The organism is Streptomyces cinereoruber, assembly GCF_009299385.1.
In the GTDB taxonomy this organism is placed as follows: domain Bacteria; phylum Actinomycetota; class Actinomycetes; order Streptomycetales; family Streptomycetaceae; genus Streptomyces; species Streptomyces bikiniensis.
This window is the reverse complement of record NZ_CP023693.1, coordinates 2880145-2897493: the sequence shown is the minus strand read 5'-3', so window position 1 is coordinate 2897493 and position 17349 is coordinate 2880145. Positions and strand designations below refer to the sequence as shown.

At 74.9% G+C, this 17349-nt stretch carries 17 protein-coding genes; 13 read left to right on the top strand and 4 right to left on the bottom strand.

Annotated features, from left to right (window positions below):
• Nucleotides 1–51: 51 nt before the first annotated feature.
• Both CP977_RS12815 and CP977_RS12810 read right to left on the bottom strand, forming a co-directional pair.
• Nucleotides 52–1062, bottom strand: coding sequence for an SEC-C domain-containing protein (locus CP977_RS12815; RefSeq protein WP_152370125.1), 1011 nt, complete (start codon nucleotides 1060–1062; stop codon nucleotides 52–54).
• Nucleotides 1063–1226: 164 nt separating this feature from the next.
• Nucleotides 1227–2612 carry an MFS transporter gene (locus CP977_RS12810; protein WP_152370124.1) on the bottom strand — a complete coding sequence of 462 codons (1386 nt, stop codon included), beginning with the start codon at nucleotides 2610–2612 and terminating at the stop codon, nucleotides 1227–1229.
• Between the two features lie 100 nt (nucleotides 2613–2712).
• Here CP977_RS12810 and CP977_RS12805 point away from each other — a divergent pair, with 100 nt between their 5' ends.
• From CP977_RS12805 to CP977_RS12785, 5 genes are all read left to right on the top strand, one after another.
• Entirely contained in the window at nucleotides 2713–3237 is a 525-nt protein-coding gene (locus tag CP977_RS12805; RefSeq protein ID WP_062755332.1) for a winged helix-turn-helix transcriptional regulator, read from the top strand.
• A gap of 85 nt (nucleotides 3238–3322) precedes the next feature.
• Nucleotides 3323–3637, top strand: a complete 315-nt coding sequence (locus tag CP977_RS12800; protein WP_062755334.1) for a DUF6412 domain-containing protein — start codon at nucleotides 3323–3325, stop codon at nucleotides 3635–3637.
• 99 nt (nucleotides 3638–3736) lie between these two features.
• Nucleotides 3737–4477, top strand: coding sequence for a YidC/Oxa1 family membrane protein insertase (locus tag CP977_RS12795; RefSeq protein ID WP_062755336.1), 741 nt, complete (start codon nucleotides 3737–3739; stop codon nucleotides 4475–4477).
• A gap of 136 nt (nucleotides 4478–4613) precedes the next feature.
• Entirely contained in the window at nucleotides 4614–5471 is an 858-nt protein-coding gene (locus tag CP977_RS12790) for a fumarylacetoacetate hydrolase family protein (RefSeq protein ID WP_062755339.1), read from the top strand.
• A gap of 146 nt (nucleotides 5472–5617) precedes the next feature.
• Nucleotides 5618–7471: a choice-of-anchor A family protein gene (locus tag CP977_RS12785; RefSeq protein WP_183953196.1), complete on the top strand. Its 1854-nt coding sequence runs from the start codon at nucleotides 5618–5620 to the stop codon at nucleotides 7469–7471.
• On the opposite strand, the gene CP977_RS12780 is transcribed toward CP977_RS12785, so the two are convergent.
• Together CP977_RS12780 and CP977_RS12775 are read right to left on the bottom strand one after the other, a co-directional pair.
• Nucleotides 7443–7925 (bottom strand): heme-degrading domain-containing protein, encoded by a 483-nt coding sequence (locus CP977_RS12780; RefSeq protein WP_152370123.1) that lies wholly within the window; start codon nucleotides 7923–7925, stop codon nucleotides 7443–7445. The genes CP977_RS12785 and CP977_RS12780 overlap by 29 nt on opposite strands.
• On the bottom strand, nucleotides 7922–9013 hold the full coding sequence (locus tag CP977_RS12775; protein ID WP_152370122.1) for a Gfo/Idh/MocA family protein: 1092 nt from the start codon (nucleotides 9011–9013) through the stop codon (nucleotides 7922–7924). The genes CP977_RS12780 and CP977_RS12775 overlap by 4 nt, the downstream gene beginning before the upstream one ends.
• A 56-nt stretch (nucleotides 9014–9069) precedes the next feature.
• On the opposite strand from CP977_RS12775, the gene CP977_RS12770 reads away from it, so the two are divergent.
• The 8 genes from CP977_RS12770 (at nucleotide 9070) to CP977_RS12730 (ending at nucleotide 17338) form a co-directional block, all read left to right on the top strand.
• Complete coding sequence (locus CP977_RS12770) at nucleotides 9070–10248, top strand: ROK family transcriptional regulator (RefSeq protein WP_167308931.1); 1179 nt, start codon at nucleotides 9070–9072, stop codon at nucleotides 10246–10248.
• A 304-nt stretch (nucleotides 10249–10552) separates the two neighbouring features.
• Nucleotides 10553–11737, top strand: a complete 1185-nt coding sequence (locus CP977_RS34455; protein ID WP_208420709.1) for a hypothetical protein — start codon at nucleotides 10553–10555, stop codon at nucleotides 11735–11737.
• An 83-nt stretch (nucleotides 11738–11820) separates the two neighbouring features.
• Nucleotides 11821–12579 carry a GntR family transcriptional regulator gene (locus CP977_RS12755; protein ID WP_152370121.1) on the top strand — a complete coding sequence of 253 codons (759 nt, stop codon included), beginning with the start codon at nucleotides 11821–11823 and terminating at the stop codon, nucleotides 12577–12579.
• A gap of 136 nt (nucleotides 12580–12715) precedes the next feature.
• The gene (locus tag CP977_RS12750) at nucleotides 12716–13837 is read left to right on the top strand and encodes a TIGR03364 family FAD-dependent oxidoreductase (protein WP_062755353.1); all 1122 of its coding nucleotides are present in this window, start codon (nucleotides 12716–12718) and stop codon (nucleotides 13835–13837) included.
• A 5-nt stretch (nucleotides 13838–13842) separates the two neighbouring features.
• The gene (locus tag CP977_RS12745) at nucleotides 13843–14535 is read left to right on the top strand and encodes a phosphonatase-like hydrolase (RefSeq protein ID WP_152370120.1); all 693 of its coding nucleotides are present in this window, start codon (nucleotides 13843–13845) and stop codon (nucleotides 14533–14535) included.
• A complete protein-coding gene (locus CP977_RS12740) occupies nucleotides 14532–15680 on the top strand; it encodes an ABC transporter ATP-binding protein (protein WP_152370119.1) in 1149 nt (382 codons plus the stop codon). The genes CP977_RS12745 and CP977_RS12740 overlap by 4 nt, the downstream gene beginning before the upstream one ends.
• A complete protein-coding gene (locus CP977_RS12735) occupies nucleotides 15673–16554 on the top strand; it encodes a 2-aminoethylphosphonate ABC transporter permease subunit (protein WP_152370118.1) in 882 nt (293 codons plus the stop codon). The genes CP977_RS12740 and CP977_RS12735 overlap by 8 nt, the downstream gene beginning before the upstream one ends.
• Complete coding sequence (locus CP977_RS12730) at nucleotides 16541–17338, top strand: ABC transporter permease (protein WP_109186030.1); 798 nt, start codon at nucleotides 16541–16543, stop codon at nucleotides 17336–17338. The genes CP977_RS12735 and CP977_RS12730 overlap by 14 nt, the downstream gene beginning before the upstream one ends.
• The last annotated feature ends 11 nt before the right edge of the window (nucleotides 17339–17349 follow it).

The following is a 17349-nucleotide window of genomic DNA, read 5'->3' as shown; positions in this document are numbered from 1 at the left end:
CTAATGGACGGTACCGACATCGAGGCGTCGATTCCGGAGTGCGGACCCGGTCTACCGGAGGGTGACCGCGTCCCCGTGACACTTCCCGTACGTCTCCCCCGACCCGCACCAGCACTCCGCCCCCCGCGCCGGCGGCCACGCCGTCGCTCGGGCTCGGGCGGCCAGGGTGGTGGCGTACTGGGGGAGGAGGTCGGCGTTCGAGGGGTGGGTGGATTCCGAGGCGGCGAAGGCCTCGTAGGAGGGGACCGTGGCGCGGACGATGCCCAGGTTGGGGGTGCCGGCCTGGGCGAGTTCGCGGAGGGAGGCCTCGATGTCGGTGAGGTGGGCCGTGTAGGTGGGGTACTCGGCCTCCAGCTCCGGATAGGCGGCGAGGAGCTCGTCCAGTTCCCGTTCCGGCCAGTGGAGGACCGCGACCGGGAAGGGGCGGGAGAGGGCCGTGCGGTAGGTGCCCAGCTCGGAGCGGAGGCGGGCGATCTCGGCCTGGAGTTCCGCCGGGTCCTCCGAGCCCAGGGACCAGAGGCGCTTCGGGTCGTGCAGCTCGTCCAGCGGGACCGCCCCTGTGTGCAGCCGGTCCGCCAGGGCGTCCCAGTCGTCGTGCGGCAGCGCCAGCATCCGGCGGACCCGGTGCCGGGTCGTGATCAGGGACCGGGTCGCGTGGGGGAGGTCGTCCGGCGAGACCAGCAGGAGTCTCGCCGCCTGCGTCAGGGTCGCCTCCGCCTCCTCCAGCTCGTCGTGGGCCTCCAGCGTCTCCGCCGCGATCTCCCACGGCGCCGCGTCCGACGGCCGGGCGACCCGGAGCCCCTCGATGATCGCCCGGGCCTCGGCCTCGTGCCCGTACTCCCACAGGTTCGCCGCCTTCAGCGCCCTGATCAGGTGCGGGTCCGCCGGCTCGGACGACAGGAGCTCGTCGTAGAGGGCCGTCGCCCCCGGGCGGTCGCCCGCCAACTCCAGGTGGGCCGCCGCCCGGAGGTACAGGGGCTCCCGGTCACCCGGGTACTGCGCGGCGGTGCGCAGCAGACGCTCGGCTTCGGTGATGTGGGCTGCAGGCGTGTCGGGGCGCATGCGTCCCACCGTACTGCTGTACGGCCCCGGAGAGTTGGCGCGTCCGTGCTTGTCGTGTCCCGGGCGGGGTGGGGGCGCGCCGCCTCCTTCGGCTTACCTGCGGGGTTTTTCCTCCGCGTCTCGTATCCCTCCGCGGAGAGTGGGTGATCTCTCTTTTCAGGGCCCTATCTTCTCGCCAGTACGAGCGTCAGCGCCGCCCCCGCCAGTGCCAGCGCCGCCGACGCCGCGAGGGCCGCGTCCGGGCCCGCCGTCGTCAGGGCGAGCGTCAGGGCCACCCCGGCCGAGGAGCCGATGTAGCGGGCGGTGTTGTTGGCACCCGAGCCCATCGCCGCCCGTTCCGGCGGTACGGAGTCGACCGCGAGGCGGGGGAGCGCCGCGTTCAGGAGGCCGCTGCCCACGCCCGCCACCAGCAGGCCGGGGAGGAGGCGCCACGCGCCCGCGTGGTTCTCCAGGGACCCCAGGAACGTCAGCACGCCCGCCGCCGACAGGACGAACCCCAGGGTCAGTTGGTGCGCGGCGGAGAGCCGGGCCGCCAAGCGGCGGGTCTGGAGGGCTGCCACGAAGGACGTTCCCGACCAGAGGAGGAACAGCCAGGCCGTGTCCAGTGCCGACATCCCAATGCCTGCCTGGAGCAGTGTGGGCACCACGCTGAACAGGCCGATCACCGCCAGGCCCGTGAAGAGCGCCCCCAGCGTCGACGCCAGGAACGCGGGGCGCCGCAGCAGCGCCAGGTCGATCACGGGGTTCTTCCTCCGGGTCTCCACCACCGCGAACAGGGCCGTCAGGGCGGCCGAGGCCAGGAGCAGGAGGCCCACCCGGGGGCGCAGCCAGCCGTCCCTGCCCAGGGTGAGCGCCGTGAGCAGGGCCGCCAGGGCCAGACCGAGGACGAGGGCTCCCGTGACGTCCGGGCGGGGAGCCGCGGTTCCGCCCGGGGCCGCCGCCGGCCTCGGCAGCCATCGCGCTCCCGCCGCCGCCGTCACCAGGGCCCCCGCCCCGAGCGCTCCGTACGCCAGTCGCCAGTCCGCCAGGCTCAGCGCGCCCGCGAGGAGGGGCCCCAGGGCGATGCCGCCGCTCACCGACGCGCCCCAGACGCCCGTCGCCCTGATCCGGTCCCGGCCCGCCGGGTACGCGTGGGCGAGCAGGCCCAGGCTGCCCGCGAGGACGGCCGCGCTCGCCGCGCCCTGGGCGATCCGGGCCGCCGTGAAGGTGGCCGTGGAGCCCGCGAGGGCGCCGAGCGCGGTGGTGAGGCCGAGGACGAGCGTGCCGAGGAGGAAGACCCGGCGCCGCCCGTACGCGTCGGCCAGGCCGCCGGCGAGCAGGAGGAGGGCGGCGAGGCCGAGCGGGGTGCCGTTGAGCAGCCAGGCCTGGGCGGAGGGCGGCGTTCCGAAGGCCGCCGCCACGGCGGGGAGGGTCGGCATCGGGGCCGTGTAGTTCATCAGTGCGACGGCGGTCGCGGTCGCCGTCACGGCGAGGACGGCCCCCGGGCGCCCCTCCCGGGGTGAGACGGGGGTGGGGGCGGGGGCTCGGAGCAGGGGCGTTCGGCGTGGCACGGGGCGTCCTCCACCTGTCGACGGCTCGGTAAGTTCATTGAACGAACCGAAGATAGCAGCTTGGTTCGTTCAATGAACCCGCTTCGGTACGATGGATCCCATGGCCCTCGGCAAGGACTACGCCCAGCAGCAGTGCTCCATCGCCCGCGCCCTCGAAGTGGTCGGCGAGCGCTGGACCCTCCTCCTCGTGCGCGACGCCTTCTACGGCGTCCGGCGCTACAGCGACTTCCTCGCCCACCTCGGCGCCCCCCGCGCCGTCCTCGCCGCCCGCCTCCAGGCCCTCGTCGAGATCGGCGTCCTCGAACGGCGGCGCTACCAGGAGTCGCCCCCGCGCGACGAGTACGTCCTCACCGAGCGCGGCCTCGCCCTCTGGCCCGTCCTGTGGTCGCTCGGCTCCTGGGCCCGGACCGAACTCCCCGGCACCCTGCCGATGCGCCACTTCCACCACGCCGACTGCGGCACCGAACTCGGCCCCGGCGGCGCGTGCCCCGCCTGCGGCCTCCCCGTCCCGCCCGCCGACGTCGAGATGCGGCCCGGCGCCGGGCTCGACCCGGACCCGGCCGACCCCGTCGGCCGCGCCCTCCTGCGACCCCGGCGCCTCCTCGTACCCCTGGAGACCGCCTAGATCGAGGGGCGGGGCGCGGGAACTTCCCCCTTCCGTCGTGCGTCTTCATGGCGGAGAGGCCGGTGGTTGCGGAGGAGGTGACGGGATGACGGGCAAGACCCCCGCCCCGCGGGTCCTCGCGCCGCTGCTCTTCCTGCTCGCGCTCGCCGGGCTGCTCCTGTCCGACGGGGTCGGCGGGCTCGCCGGAGCCGGTGTCTCCGCCGCCGTCGCCCTCGCCGCGGCCACCCTCGTCCACGCCCTGTCCGGCGCCCGTACGGCTCCGGCCGTGCCGTCCACCGCCGTCCGCACCGCCATCCGCGACCGCGAGCGGCGCACCGCCTTCCTGCCGCAGCGCGACCCCGACGCCGCGGGTCGCCGCAGACCCCGGGCTCCCGGCCGTCCCCTCCCGACGGCCGCGTAGGGAGCTCCCCACCCCCCTTTTTTCCGGGACCCCGCGCGGATCCGTCATGCCGAGAAACACCTCTCCCCGGCACGACGAGACCCCACGGAGGGCTCCCCCATGTCCACTCTCACGTCCCTGTTCGCCGCCCTGGTCGAGCGGCTCGCCGAGCTGCTCCAGCCGCTCTTCGCCACCACCGCCACCGCCGCCGCGATCGTCCTCTTCACCGCGCTCGTACGGCTCGCCGTCCACCCGCTCTCCCGGGCCGCCGCCCGCGGCCAGAAGGCCCGCACCCGCATCGCCCCGCAGCTCGCCGCGCTCCGGAAGAAGCACGCCAAGAACCCCGAGCGGCTCAAGAAGGCGATCCTGGACCTGCACGCCAAGGAGAAGGTCTCGCCCTTCGCCGGCATCATGCCCAGCCTGCTCCAGGCCCCCGCCTTCCTCCTCATGTACCACCTGTTCGCCGGCGACCGGATGGCCGGGCACGCCCTCTTCGCCGCCCCGCTCGGCGACCGCTGGGCCGACGCCCTCTCCCACGGCGGCCCGTTCGGCCCGGCCGGGCAGGTCTACCTCGTCCTGTTCGCGCTCGTCACCGCCGTCGCCGCCTTCGGCTACCGCCACACCAAGCGGCAGCTCGCCGCCCAGCCCCTCGACCTCGGACAGCCCACCCCCGGCGCCGGCGCGATCACCAAGGTGATGCCGCTGCTCTCCTTCGCCACCCTCGTCACGGTCGCCGTCGTCCCGCTCGCCGCCGCCCTCTACGTCGTCACCAGCACCGCCTGGACCGTCGTCGAGCGGGCCTTCCTCTTCCGCACGCCGAAGGAAGACGCGTCCGGCGGCGCCGTCGCTACTCGCGCGTAAGGGTCCACTGCGTGGTCGGGGTCTTGCAGAGTGGCCCGTTCTCTTGGAGGATCGACCAATCCTCCGATGGCCGCACTCCATCGGCCGGGGCACCCCAGGGCCCTCCCGGGCCCACCTCGACCACAGGGAGAAGACCATGAAGCTGCTGCGTGTCGGCCCGCCCGGAGCCGAGCGTCCCGCCCTCCTCGACCAGGGCGGCACCCTCCGCGACCTCTCCGCCCTCGTCGACGACATCGACGGCGGCCTGCTCGCCGACGCCGCGGCCCTCGACCGGATCCGCGCCGCCGCCGGCGCCGGAGTGCTGCCCCCGCTCGACGCCACCGGGCTGCGCGTCGGCCCGCCCGTCGGCCGGATCGGCAAGGTCGTGTGCATCGGCCTCAACTACCACGGGCACGCCGCCGAGACCGGCCAGGCCGCCCCCGCCGAGCCCGTCGTCTTCCTCAAAGCCGCCGACACCGTCGTCGGCCCGGACGACACCGTGCTCGTACCGCGCGGCTCGGTGAAGACCGACTGGGAGGTGGAGCTCGCGATCGTCATCGGCCGCACCGCCCGCTACCTGGAGACCGACGAGCAGGCCCTCGCGCACGTCGCCGGGTACGCGGTCGCCCACGACGTCTCCGAGCGCGAGTTCCAGATCGAGCGCGGCGGCACCTGGGACAAGGGCAAGAACTGCGAGACCTTCAACCCCCTCGGCCCCTGGCTCGTCACCGCCGACGAGGTGCCCGACCCGCAGGCGCTCTCCCTCCGCCTCTGGGTCAACGGCGAGCTCAAGCAGGACGGCCACACCTCCGACCAGATCTTCCCGGTCGCGGAAGTCGTCCGGTACGTCAGCCGGTTCATGACCCTGTACCCGGGCGACGTCATCAACACCGGCACGCCCGCCGGCGTCGCCATGGGGCAGCCGGAGCCCAAGCCGTACCTGCGCCCCGGCGACGTGGTCGAGCTGGAGGTCGAGGGGCTCGGCCGGCAGCGCCAGGAGCTCAAGGGGGCCTGAGGCCGGCGGAGCCGACCGGGCCGGTACGGCCGGTGGACCTGTAGGGCCGTCAGGAGGGTGCCCCGCCTGGGCCCTTCCGTTGTGAAAACGGCGACGTCCCGCGTGGGGCGTCGCCATTTTCATGCGCATTTTGCATATTGCCCGATATGGAACGAATTGCGCACGCGCAGAGGCGGGACCGGCGTCGCCTCGCCCTCATCGCCGCGTCCACCGTCGCGGCCACCGCCCTCGTCGGCACCCTGGCCGTCAGCGGCCACGCCGATCCCCTCCCGGGCGGCCTCGGGCCCTGCCTGCCGGGCAACTGCCCGGCCACGTACCCCGACCTCAACAGTGGTCCCGTCCAGTACCGCGACAACAACATCAACGTCTTCGTCGGCGGTGACTTCCTGGTCCGCGAGGCCGCGGCCGAGGCCGAGGGCAAGGTCGTGGTCCTGGGCGGCTTCGACATGAACAAGCGCGTGGGCGCCTCCGCCGTCTACAACGTCGGCATCGTGGGCGCCGGATCCCGCGTCCCGCCCGACAACGGCACCGACTTCCTCACCGTCGGCGAGGACGTGACGGTCGCCGCCGGGCAGCGCCTGCTCACCGAGGAGGGCACGGTCAGCGGCGTCACGCGGTACGGAGGCGCCCTCTCCGGCACGGTGATCCCGGACCCGGTGCAGGACGACGACGCGGCCGCCCCGTACCTCTCGCTCCGCGACCGGCTCACCGACGCGAGCCGGTGTTACGCCTACGTCGACGGCGCCCACCGCGCCACGACCGGCACCGCCGTCAACAGCGGCTCGGAGACCCTCTTCACGGGGGACGGCGCCTCGACGCTCCAGGTCTTCGACGTCGACTTCGACATGGAGTCCACGAGCGGCGGGCAGCAGAACATCCGCTTCCAGGGAGTCCCTGCCGGGGCGACGGTCCTCGTCAACGTCTACGGCGCCGACCGCACCGTCGACACGTACATCAACCAACTGCCGGAGGGTCTCCGCGAGCGGGTCCTGTGGAACTTCCCGGACGCCACGGCGGTGAAGTTCGAGGGGACGGCCCAGTTCGCGGGCAGCGTCCTGATCGGCAACCAGGCCAGCACGGCGACCGTGACCATGCCGGGCACGAACGGCCGCTTCTTCACCACCGGCAACCTGACGCACGCGTCGGAGACGACCGGTGGCGGCGGGCAGGAGATGCACGCCTATCCGTTCAACGGGGACCTGCCGTCCTGCGCGGACCCGACGCCGACTCCCACTCCGACCGAGCCGACCCCGACTCCCACGGAGCCCACTCCTACGCCCACGGAGCCGACTCCCACGCCCACGGAGCCGACCCCGACCCCGACCGAGCCCACGCCGACCCCGACGGAACCCACGCCGACCCCGACGGAGCCCACCCCGACTCCGACGGAACCCACTCCTACGCCCACGGAGCCCACCCCGACCCCGACCGAGCCCACGCCGACCCCGACGGAACCCACTCCGACGCCTACGGAGCCGACCCCGACTCCGACGGAACCCACTCCGACGCCTACGGAGCCGACCCCGACTCCGACGGAACCCACTCCGACGCCTACGGAGCCGACCCCGACTCCGACCGACCCGACGCCCACGCCCACGCCGACTGACGGCGGGTACGGCGACGACACCGGCGGTACGGGGGACTCCGGCGGCACCGGTGGGCCCGGCGGCCCCGGTGGGCACGGTGATTCCGGCGGTACGGGTGGACCCGGCGGTCCCGGCGGGCACACCACCTCCGGTGGTTCCAACGGGGCCGGCGGCCACGGAAACACCGGCGGTCACAGCAGCACCGGCGGTCACGGGAGTTCCGGCAGCACCGGTGGTTACGGCGACTCCGGCAGTGACTCCGGCGGCGGCCACGGTCCCCACGGTGCGAACGGTGAGCTCTCCGAGACCGGAGCCGGCACCGGGAAGATCGTCATGGGCGCCCTGGCGGTCGTCCTCGCCCTCGGCGGCGGCGTCCTCGTGATGATCAGCCGGCGTCGGCGCCGTACGAGCTGAGCAGTCGCTCCAGCGCCTCGACGACCAGGGCGTGATCCTCGGCCTGCGGCAGCCCCGAGACCGTGACCGAGCCGATCACTCCCGCGCCCTCGACCCCGATCGGGAACGAACCGCCATGGGCGGCGTACCGGTCGGGGTCGAGGCGCGAGGACGCCTCGAACGTCGTCCCCTTGGCCCGGAACCGGGCCCCGACCAGGAACGAGCTCTCCCCGTACCGCTCCACGACCCGCCGCTTGCGGTCGATCCAGGCGTCGTTGTCCGCGCTGGAACCCGGCAGCGCGCAGTGGAACAGCTGCTGCGCCCCGCGCCGTACGTCGATCGCCACGGGCGCCCGCCGCTCCCGGGCCAGGGAGACCAGGAGCGTGCCGAGCGTCCAGGCGTCCTCGTACGTGAACCGGGGGAGGGTCAACCGGGCCTCCTGACCCTCCAGTTCCCTGACCTCGGAGCTGCTCACGGCGCCACCGTGATCCCCTCGCGGGCCGACCGCCGCGCCGCCTCCAGGACGTCGAGCGCGTCGGCGGCCTCGTGTGCGGTGACCGGGTTCGGGCCGGTGCCGCGCAGGGCGGCGGCGACGGCCGCGTAGTACGCCGGGTAGGCGCCGGGCAGCGACTCGACCGGGGCGCCGCCGCCGGTCAGCGGCGACTCGCCCGCGCCGAGCCGGCCCCACAGCTCCTCCGGCTCCGCGCCCCACGCCGAGCCGGGCTCCGGCCGCAGCCCGTCGCGCAGGGCGGCCTCCTGGGGGTCGAGTCCGTACTTCACGAAGCCCGCGCGCTGCCCGAGCACCCGGAACCGGGGGCCGAGCTGGGCGGTGGTGGCGCTCACGTACAGGTGGGAGCGGACCCCGTTCGCGTGGGTGAGCGCGAGGAAGGTGTCGTCGTCGGCCCCGGCGCCCGGCCGCCGCACGTCCGACTCGGCGTACACCGAGACCACCGGGCCGAAGAGGACGAGGGCCTGGTCCACGACGTGGCTGCCCAGGTCGTACAGGAGCCCGCCGATCTCCTCCGGCGCCCCCGACTCGCGCCAGCCGCCCTTCGGCTTCGGCCGCCACCGCTCGAAGCGGGACTCGAAGCGCTGGACCTCGCCGAGCGCGTCCTCGTCCAGGAGCCGGCGCAGGGTGCGGAAGTCGCTGTCCCAGCGGCGGTTCTGGAAGACCGAGAGCAGCAGGCCCCGCTCCTCGGCGAGGGCGGCCAGCGCGCGCGCCTCGGCGGCGGTCCCGGCGAGCGGCTTGTCCACGACGACCGGGAGGCCCGCCTCCAGGGCGGCCGTGGCGACCTCGACGTGCGTCTTGTTGGGGGAGGCGACGACCACCAGGTCCAGCTCCTCCGCGCCCGGCGCCCACAGCTCCTCGGGCTTCGCCACCACCCGTACGCCCGGGTGGGCGGCGCGGGCCTCGGCGGCCCGCTCGGGGTTGCCGGTGGTGACGGCGGCGAGGACGAGGTCCTCGGAGGCGGCGATCAGCGGGGCGTGGAAGACGGAGCCGGCCAGGCCGTAGCCGACGAGTCCGACGCGGAGGGGGGTGCGGGGGGAGTCGGTGCCAGTCATGCTCCTCACTTAAGCAACGCTGTTGCCAAACTGCAAGCGGCGGCGACAATGGGGGCGTGAGGAAAGACCTGGGCGGAGTGAACGTACCGGCGCTGCGCAGCCACAACACCGCGCTCGTGCTCGACCTGCTGCGCGGGGCGGGGGAGGGCGGGATCAGCCGTCTGGAGCTGGCCGAGCGGACCGGGCTCACCCCGCAGGCCGTCAGCAAGATCACCGCGCGGCTGCGCGCCGACGGCCTCGCGGCGGAGGCGGGCCACCGGGCCTCGACCGGCGGCAAGCCCCGGACCGTCCTGCGCCTGGTGCCCTCCGCCGCGCACGCCGTCGGCGTCCACCTCGACCGGGACGAGCTGACCGTCCTCCTGGCCGACCTCGCGGGCGCCCCCGTGGCCCTCCGCCGCCGCCCGCTGGACCTGGGTGCGGGGGCGGGGCCGGTCCTGGACGCGGTGACGGAGGAGGTACGGGGGCTGCTGGGGGAGTGCGACGGGGGCGATGGGGGCGGGGCTGGAGCCCGGACCGTCCTCGGCGCCGGTGGCCCCGGTGGCCTCGGCGCCGCCGTCCTCGGCGTCGGGGTCGCCATGCCCGGGCCCCTGGACCACCGGGCAGGGGTGCCCGGCCGGGTCACGGGCTTCCCCGAGTGGGCCGGCCACCCGGTCCGCGACGAGCTGGCCCGGCGCCTCGGACTCCCCGTCGTCCTCGACAAGGACACCAACGCCGCCGCCCTCGGCCTCGCCCTGCGGCCCGGCGCGCCCGGCTCCTTCGCCTACGTCCACCTCGGTACGGGTCTCGGCGCCGGCCTCGTCCTCGGCGGCGCGCCGCTGCGCGGGGACAGGACCGGGGCGGGCGAGCTGGGCCACCAGACCGTCCAGCTCGACGGTCCGCCGTGCGGCTGCGGCGGGCGCGGCTGCCTGGAGGCCCTGTGCCTGGCGGCGGTCGCGCGCGGCGAACGCGCCGGGGCCGCGCGGGTCCTGGGCGTGGGCGCCGCCAACCTCGTACGGCTCCTCGACATCGACCAGGTCCTCCTGGGCGGCCGGGCGGTGCTCGCCGCGCCGGAGGTCTTCGCGGACGGGGTACGGGAGGTCCTCACCGGCCTCGGCCTGACGACCCCGGTGGGCGTCGTCGCGGAACGGGACGCGGTGGCGGAGGGCGCGGCGTGGCTGACCCTGGCGCCGGTCTTCGGAGCGGAGACGGGCCGCCTTCACGGGCTTTACGGGGGCGAGCCGACGGAGAGGCGTTGACTCGCTGGATTCGCTGGACTCGCCGGACTCGCCGGACTCGCTGGACTCGCCGGACTCGCTGGACTCGCCGGACTCGCCGGGCCTGCCGGACCCGTTCACCCCGCCGGGCCCACTCGCCCCGCCGGGCCCACTCGCCCCGCCTGGCCCGTTCACCTCGATCGATCCGATGATCGGAAAGTAGGCCGATCGGGCGGATTCCCGGTCCTTCCGGAGCAGCCCCCGGTGTCGCCGCCCGCCCCGCCCCCTCCCGCGTGGCAGCGTCGCGGCCGTCCCCCTGCCCGCGAACAGCAAAGGCACCGGCACCATGGCATCCGTACCCCTGCGTCTGCGCAGCGTCCGCGCCGTGACCGTGGCGACCGCCGTGGCGGCCCCCTTCGCGCTCGCGGCCCCCGCCCCGGCGACAGCGACGGCGACGACGGCGACGACAGCGACGACGGCAACGGCCCCCGCTCCCGCGGCGACCGCCCCGGAGCCGGGGGCCCCCGCCCCCGAACCCCCCGGCGCCCCCCGTCCCCCCGGCGCGCCCGCCATCCCCGCCCCCGACCCGCCCACCCCCACCTGCGGCACCCCGGACGACGACGCCTTCCCGCTCGACACCCGCATCCACCCCGGCCCGGCCGGCTACGCGGCGGGCGGTCCCTTCCAGGACTGGCGCCTCGACCTCACGAACACCACCGGCTCGCCCTGCTCCGGCATCCACCCCGTGCTCGTCCTCGCCGACCGCGACCGGGCCCTCCGGCCGGAGCAGATCCGCTTCGAGTTCCACGACGCCGGGGCCGCGCGCTGGCACCCCGTGGCCTTCGAAGGGACCTCGGAGGCCGAGAACGTGGGCGTCTTCACCGACTTCGGCGGCTTCGCCGTCCCCGCCGGCAAGACCCTCACCGTCCCCGTACGCCTCGCCTTCCGCGCGGGAACGGCCCCCGGCGAGGTCGTGGTCAACGCGGCGATCGTCCAGCGCCGGGGCGCGGACGGGGACTGGATCGGGGACTCCGGCGACTACCGCCTGACCGTCGGGCCCGCCGACCCGGGCGCCCCGGTCGAGCCGCCCGGCTCCACCGCCCCGCCCGCGACCACCGCCCCGGCCGACCCCGCCGAACCGCCGAAGACCGTGAAGCCGCCGGAGCCTCCGAAGCCATCGAGGCCGCCGACATCGCAGAAGCCGCAGAAGCCCGCGGAGCCGCCGGAGCCTTCGGGGTCGGCGGACCCGGCCGGGCCCGCCGCCACGGCCGGATCGACGCCCCCCGGAAAGCCGACCGGCTCCGCCTCGCCCGCCGTGCCCGTACCTTCCGCCCCGTCCGCCGTACCCACCCGACCGTCCCCGTCGGAGGAGGTACCCACCACCGCGCCCGTCCCCGTCCCCGTCCCCGAACTCGCCCACACCGGACGGGCGTCGGACGCCCGGGCCCGCGCCCTGGCCCCCTTCGCCGTCGCCCTGGTCCTGCTCGGAGCCGTCCTCGTCCGCGCGGGCCGCCGCCACCGGCGGTCCTGAACCGCGCTCCCCGCGAAGGCCCACCACCCCCGCGCCACCCTCCGTACACCTCCCCGTTCACCCCCGTCTGCGACCATCCCCCGGTGAACTACCAGAGCACCCCCGGCGCCCCCGTCCGCTCCGGCGTCCCCGAGCACGGGCGCGTCCCCAAGTACTACGCCGTCAAGGCGAAACTCGCGCTGATGGTGGACGAGTTGGGGGAGGGCGGGCCGCTGCCCACCGAGCGCGACCTCGCCGTCCGGTACGAGGTGTCCCGCGAGACCGTCCGGCAGGCGATCCGCGAACTCCTCCTGGAGGGGCGGCTGCGCCGCCAGGGCCGGGGCACGGTCGTCGCGGGCCCCAAGCTGGAACAGCCCCTCTCGCTCGCCAGCTACACGGAGGGCGTCCGCCGCCAGGGCCGCCGTCCCGGCCGCAGTCTGATCTCGCTCGACCGCTTCCCCTGCCCCGAGGCGCTCGCCCCCGAGGTCGGCGCCGAACGCGGCGAGTCCGTCTGGCACATGGAGCGGGTGCTGCTCGCCGACGACGAGCGGGTCGGCCTGGAGAGCACGTACGTCTCCGAGGCCCGCGCCCCGCGCCTGGACGTCGACTTCGACCCGGACTCCTCCTTCTACGCGTACCTCCACGACCGGCTCGGCATCGCGTTCGGCGACGCCGACGAGCGGATCGAGACCGTCCTCGCGACCCCGCGCGAGGCCCTGCTCATCGGCACGCCGCCCGCCCTCCCGATGCTCCTGCTCCACCGCGTCTCCCGGGACACCGCCGGGCGCCCCCTGGAGCGGGTCCGCACCCTCTACCGGGGCGACCGCTTCAGCTTCACCACCCACCTGGGCCGCCAGGACTGACGGGAGAGGACCTTCGTCCCGGAACCCCACGGCATCACAAAACGATAACGGGTCTGGTCCAAGTTTGGCGGCCCGTTCACCGTCCCGTCGTCCACCCGCCCGGTCCGGGTCACCCGCCCCCGCGACCGTCGTCGGCATGAAGGTGATCGTCGTAGGAGCCGGCGTGGTGGGAACCATGCACGCCTGGCACGCAGTGGAACGCGGCCACGAGGTCGTACACATCGAGCGCGAGGCCGAGGCGCGCGGCGCCTCCCTCCGCAACTTCGGCCAGATCTGGGTGAGCGGCCGCGCCGGCGGGGAGGAGCTGGACACCGCCCTGCGCGCCCGCGAACTCTGGGAGGGCATCGGCGCCCGCGTCCCCGGACTCGGCTTCCGGGCCATCGGCTCCCTCACCCCCGTACGGAACGACCTCGAACGCGCCGTCGCCGAGGCCGCCGCGGCCCGCCCCGACGCCGCCGCCCGCGGCTACGAGCTGCTCACCGCCGACGAGGCCCGCGCGGTCAACCCGGCCCTGCGCGGGGAGTTCGAGGCCGCGCTCTGGTGCGAGCGGGACGCCGCCGTCGAGCCCCGCACCGCCCAACTCGCCCTCCGCGAGGCCCTCCTCGCCACCGGCCGCTACACCTTCCTCCCCGACCGCGAGGTCCGCGAGGTCGTCGGCGAGCGCGCCGTCCGCGACGACCGGGGCGAGGTCCACGGCGGCGACGCCGTCGTCCTCTGCACCGGTGCCTGGCTCTCCGGCCTGGTCCGCGAGGTCGCCGGCGAGATCCCGGTCCGCCGGGTCCGCCTCCAGATGATGCAGACCGACCCGCTCGGCGAACCGCTCACCACCTCCGTCGCGGACGCCGACTCCTTCCGCTACTACCCGGCCTACGCCTCCGGCGCCCTCGACGCGCTCAACGCCGGCCAGGCGCAGGACCCCACCGCCGCCGCCCACCGGATGCAGCTCCTCATGGTCCAGCGGCTCGACGGCGGACTGACCATCGGCGACACCCACGAGTACGAGCACCCCTTCGCCTTCGACACCCTCGAAGACCCCTACGAGCACCTCACCCGCGTCGTCGAGTCCTTCCTCGGCCGCCCGCTGCCGAAGGTCCGGCGCCGCTGGGCCGGGGTGTACGCGCAGTGCGTCGACACCACCCGGGTCGTGCACCGCCAGAAGGTCCGCGACGGCGTGTGGCTGGTGACCGGACCCGGCGGCCGGGGCATGACCTGCTCTCCGGCCATCGCCGAGACGACCGCGAACGAACTGGGCTGGTGAACCCCATGAGCACGCACACGAAGAACACGTACGGCCTCGTCGTCCTCGACATGGCCGGCACCACCGTCGCCGACGACGGCCTGGTCGAGCAGGCCTTCACCGTCGCCGCCGAACACCTCGGCGAGGACCCGGCCGCCATGATCGGCCACGTCCGCGCCACCATGGGCGAGTCGAAGATCTCCGTCTTCCGCCACCTCCTCGGCGGCGACGAGCGGCGCGCCCGGCAGGCCAACCTCGCCTTCGAGGAGGCGTACGGAGAGCTCGTCGCCGACGGCAGGATCGCCCCGCTCCCCGGCGCCGCCGAGACGATCGCCGTCCTCCAGGAGCAGGGCAGGACCGTCGTCCTCACCACCGGCTTCGCCCGGGTCACCCAGGACGCCATCCTCGACGCCCTCGGCTGGCGCGACCTCGTCGGCCTCACCCTCTGCCCGGCCGACACCGGCGGCCGGGGCCGCCCGTACCCCGACATGGTCCTCGGCGCGTTCCTGCGCACCGGGGCCGTGGACGACGTGCGCCGGATCGCGGTCGCCGGCGACACCTCGTACGACATGCTCTCCGGCGTCCGCTCCGGCGCCGGGATCGTCGCCGGCGTCCTCACCGGCGCCCACGACGAGGCCGCGCTGAAGGAGCACGGCGCCACCCGCGTCCTCGCCTCCGTCGCCGAACTGCCGGAGCTGATAAGGGAGTACGAGGCATGACCACGGAAGTGCGAGGGGCGATCAAGGGGGCGCGGGGGACGACCAGCGGCATCCGCTTCGACGCCGTCTCCGTCGCCTACGGCCCCACCACCGTCCTCGACTCCCTCGACCTGACCGTGGAGCCCGGCGAGGTCATGGCCCTCCTGGGGCCCTCCGGCTCCGGCAAGACGACCGCCCTGCGGGCCGTCGCCGGGTTCGTCCGGCCCGTCTCCGGGCGGGTGTTCATCGGGGACCGGGACGTCACCGATCTGCCGCCGTACCGGCGCGGGATCGGCATGGTCGTCCAGCAGTACGCCCTCTTCCCGCACCTCAGGGTGGACGCCAACGTCGCCTTCGGCCTCAAGGCCCGCAAGGTCCCGAAGGCCGAGATCCCCGGCCGGGTCGCCGAGGCCCTGGAGATGACCGGCATGGCCGACTACGCCCGCCGCCACCCCCGGGAGCTCTCCGGCGGGCAGCAGCAGCGCGTCGCCATCGCCCGCGCCCTCGCCGTACGCCCCGACGTCCTCCTCCTGGACGAGCCGCTGTCGGCGCTCGACGCGCAGCTGCGCTCCGGGATGCTGGCCGAACTGGCCCGGCTCCACCGCGAACTGCCCGACGTGTCGATCCTGTACGTCACCCACGACCAGGTCGAGGCGCTGACCCTCGCCGACCGGATCGCCGTCATGGACCGGGCCCGGCTCCGGGACTGCGGCACCCCGCAGGACCTGTACCGCAGGCCCCGCACCGAGTTCACCGCCTCCTTCGTCGGCAACGCCAACCTGCTGCCGGTGACGGTGGACGCGGACGGGGTGGCCCTCGGCGGGACGGAGCTGAAGGTGGAGACCGCCGGAGCCGCCCCCGGCTCCTCGGCCACCCTCTGCGTCCGCCCCCACCTCGTCGGCCTCGGCGACGGCCCCAACGCCCTGCGGGGCCGGATCGCCGAGGTCCAGTGGCGCGGCTCCACCCACCGGCTGTACGTGGAGGTGGCGGGCCACCGGGTGAAGGCGGACGTCCGCGAGCTGCGCGAGACGCCTCCGCTGGGCGCCGAGGTCACCCTGCACTTCGCACCCGAGGACGCGGTCCTGCTCACGGCGGGGGTGACCGAGGGCCCGGGGACGTCCGACGGCTCCGGGACGTCCGGCGGCTCGGAGGTGACCGATGGCTAGCGCCGTCACCACGACCGCCCCGCCCCCGACCCCGACCGCCCCCGCCCCGGCGGCCCCCCGCGCCCGGAAGCCCCGTACCACCCCCGCCTGGGTCTGGGCCCTGCCCCCCGTCGCCGTCCTCGGCCTCGTCTTCCTCTACCCGCTCGCCCTCGTCGTCCGCGAGTCCCTGGCCCCCGGCGCGTACGCCGACGTCCTCGGCTCCGCGTCCTTCCGCGACGCCCTCGTCACCACCGTGTGGATCGCCGTCGCGGCCACCGCCGGCTGTCTGGTCCTCGGCTTCGCCCTCGCGCTCGTGATCGCGTTCGTGCCCTTCCCCGGCGCGAAGGCGGTGGCGAAGTTCATCGACGTCTTCCTCTCCTTCCCGTCCTTCCTGATCACGCTCGCCCTGCTCTTCCTCTACGGCACGGTCGGCATGGCCAACGGCATCTGGACCGACGTCACCGGCGCCGCCACCGGCCCCTTCCGGTTCCTGACCACCCCGTGGGGCGTGCTGCTCGCGGAGATCACGTACTTCACCCCGTTCGTGATGCGCCCGCTGCTCGCCGCCTTCTCGCAGATGGAGACGGCCCAGCTGGAGGTGGCGTCCTCGCTCGGCGCCCGGCCGCTGCGGATCGTCCGGCGGGTGATCCTGCCCGAGGCGCTGCCCGCGCTCGCCGCCGGCGGCAGCCTCGTCCTCGTCCTGTGCCTCAACGAGTTCGGGATCGTCCTCTTCACCGGCGCCAAGGGCGTCACGACCCTCCCGACGCTCGTCTACGGCAAGGCGATCCTCGAATCCGACTACGCCGCCGCCTGCGTCGTCGCCGTCGTCAACGTCGTGCTCTCCACCGGTCTGTACGCCCTCTACCGGGGGGTGAGCCGCCGTGCTGGTGCATAGCCGTACGGGCAGGTGGACGGCCTGGGCCCTGTTCGCCGTCCTCTTCGTGCCGCTCTTCGCCCTGCCCCTCCTCGTCGTCCTCGCCGCCTCCTTCGCCACCCACTGGTCCGGCGCCTTCCCCTCCGGCCCCACCACCGCCCACTACGCGGCGGCCGTGCGCGGCGAATCCCTCCAGGCCCTGACCACCAGCCTGGTCACGGCCGTCACCGCCAGCCTGGTCGCGCTGACCGCCGGCACCTGGGCGGCGCTCGCCTCGGCGGCCCTGGGGAAGCGGGGCCGGCGGATCGTGGACGCGCTCTTCATGCTGCCGGTCGCCGTGCCGTCCGTGGTGGTCGGCCTCGCCGTCCTCGTCGCCTTCTCGCAGCCGCCGGTGCTCCTCAACGGCACCCGCTGGATCGTGATCCTGGCCCACACCGTGCTCGTCACGGCCTTCGCCCACCAGTCGGTGTCGGCCGCGATCCGGCGCCTGGACCCGATGTACGAGCAGGCGGCGGCCGGTCTGGGCGCCCGCCCCTCGTACGTACTGCTCCGGGTGAAGCTCCCGCTCCTGCTGCCGTCCCTGAACGCGGCCGCCGGGCTCTGCTTCGCCCTGTCCATGGGGGAGCTGAGCGCCACGATGATGCTCTACCCGCCGGACTGGACGCCCCTGCCGGTGCTCGTCTTCACCGCCACCGACCGCGGCTCCCTCTTCACCGGCTCGGCGCTCGCCGTGGTCCTCATGGCCGCGACGCTGCTCGCCCTGCTCGCCGTCTCCCGCGTCCGCACCAAGGCCTCGTACCGCTAGGAGAGAACAAC

Excerpts from the sequence above, each read along its gene's own strand:
- CP977_RS12815 (WP_152370125.1), bottom strand. The coding sequence starts at position 1,062 with ATGCGCCCCGACACGCCTGCAGCCCACATCACCGAAGCCGAGCGTCTG.
- CP977_RS12805 (WP_062755332.1), top strand. The coding sequence starts at position 2,713 with ATGGCCCTCGGCAAGGACTACGCCCAGCAGCAGTGCTCCATCGCCCGC.
- CP977_RS12800 (WP_062755334.1), top strand. The coding sequence starts at position 3,323 with ATGACGGGCAAGACCCCCGCCCCGCGGGTCCTCGCGCCGCTGCTCTTC.
- CP977_RS12795 (WP_062755336.1), top strand. The coding sequence starts at position 3,737 with ATGTCCACTCTCACGTCCCTGTTCGCCGCCCTGGTCGAGCGGCTCGCC.
- CP977_RS12790 (WP_062755339.1), top strand. The coding sequence starts at position 4,614 with ATGAAGCTGCTGCGTGTCGGCCCGCCCGGAGCCGAGCGTCCCGCCCTC.
- CP977_RS12785 (WP_183953196.1), top strand. The coding sequence starts at position 5,618 with ATGGAACGAATTGCGCACGCGCAGAGGCGGGACCGGCGTCGCCTCGCC.
- CP977_RS12775 (WP_152370122.1), bottom strand. The coding sequence starts at position 9,013 with ATGACTGGCACCGACTCCCCCCGCACCCCCCTCCGCGTCGGACTCGTC.
- CP977_RS34455 (WP_208420709.1), top strand. The coding sequence starts at position 10,553 with ATGGCATCCGTACCCCTGCGTCTGCGCAGCGTCCGCGCCGTGACCGTG.
- CP977_RS12750 (WP_062755353.1), top strand. The coding sequence starts at position 12,716 with ATGAAGGTGATCGTCGTAGGAGCCGGCGTGGTGGGAACCATGCACGCC.
- CP977_RS12745 (WP_152370120.1), top strand. The coding sequence starts at position 13,843 with ATGAGCACGCACACGAAGAACACGTACGGCCTCGTCGTCCTCGACATG.
- CP977_RS12740 (WP_152370119.1), top strand. The coding sequence starts at position 14,532 with ATGACCACGGAAGTGCGAGGGGCGATCAAGGGGGCGCGGGGGACGACC.
- CP977_RS12735 (WP_152370118.1), top strand. The coding sequence starts at position 15,673 with ATGGCTAGCGCCGTCACCACGACCGCCCCGCCCCCGACCCCGACCGCC.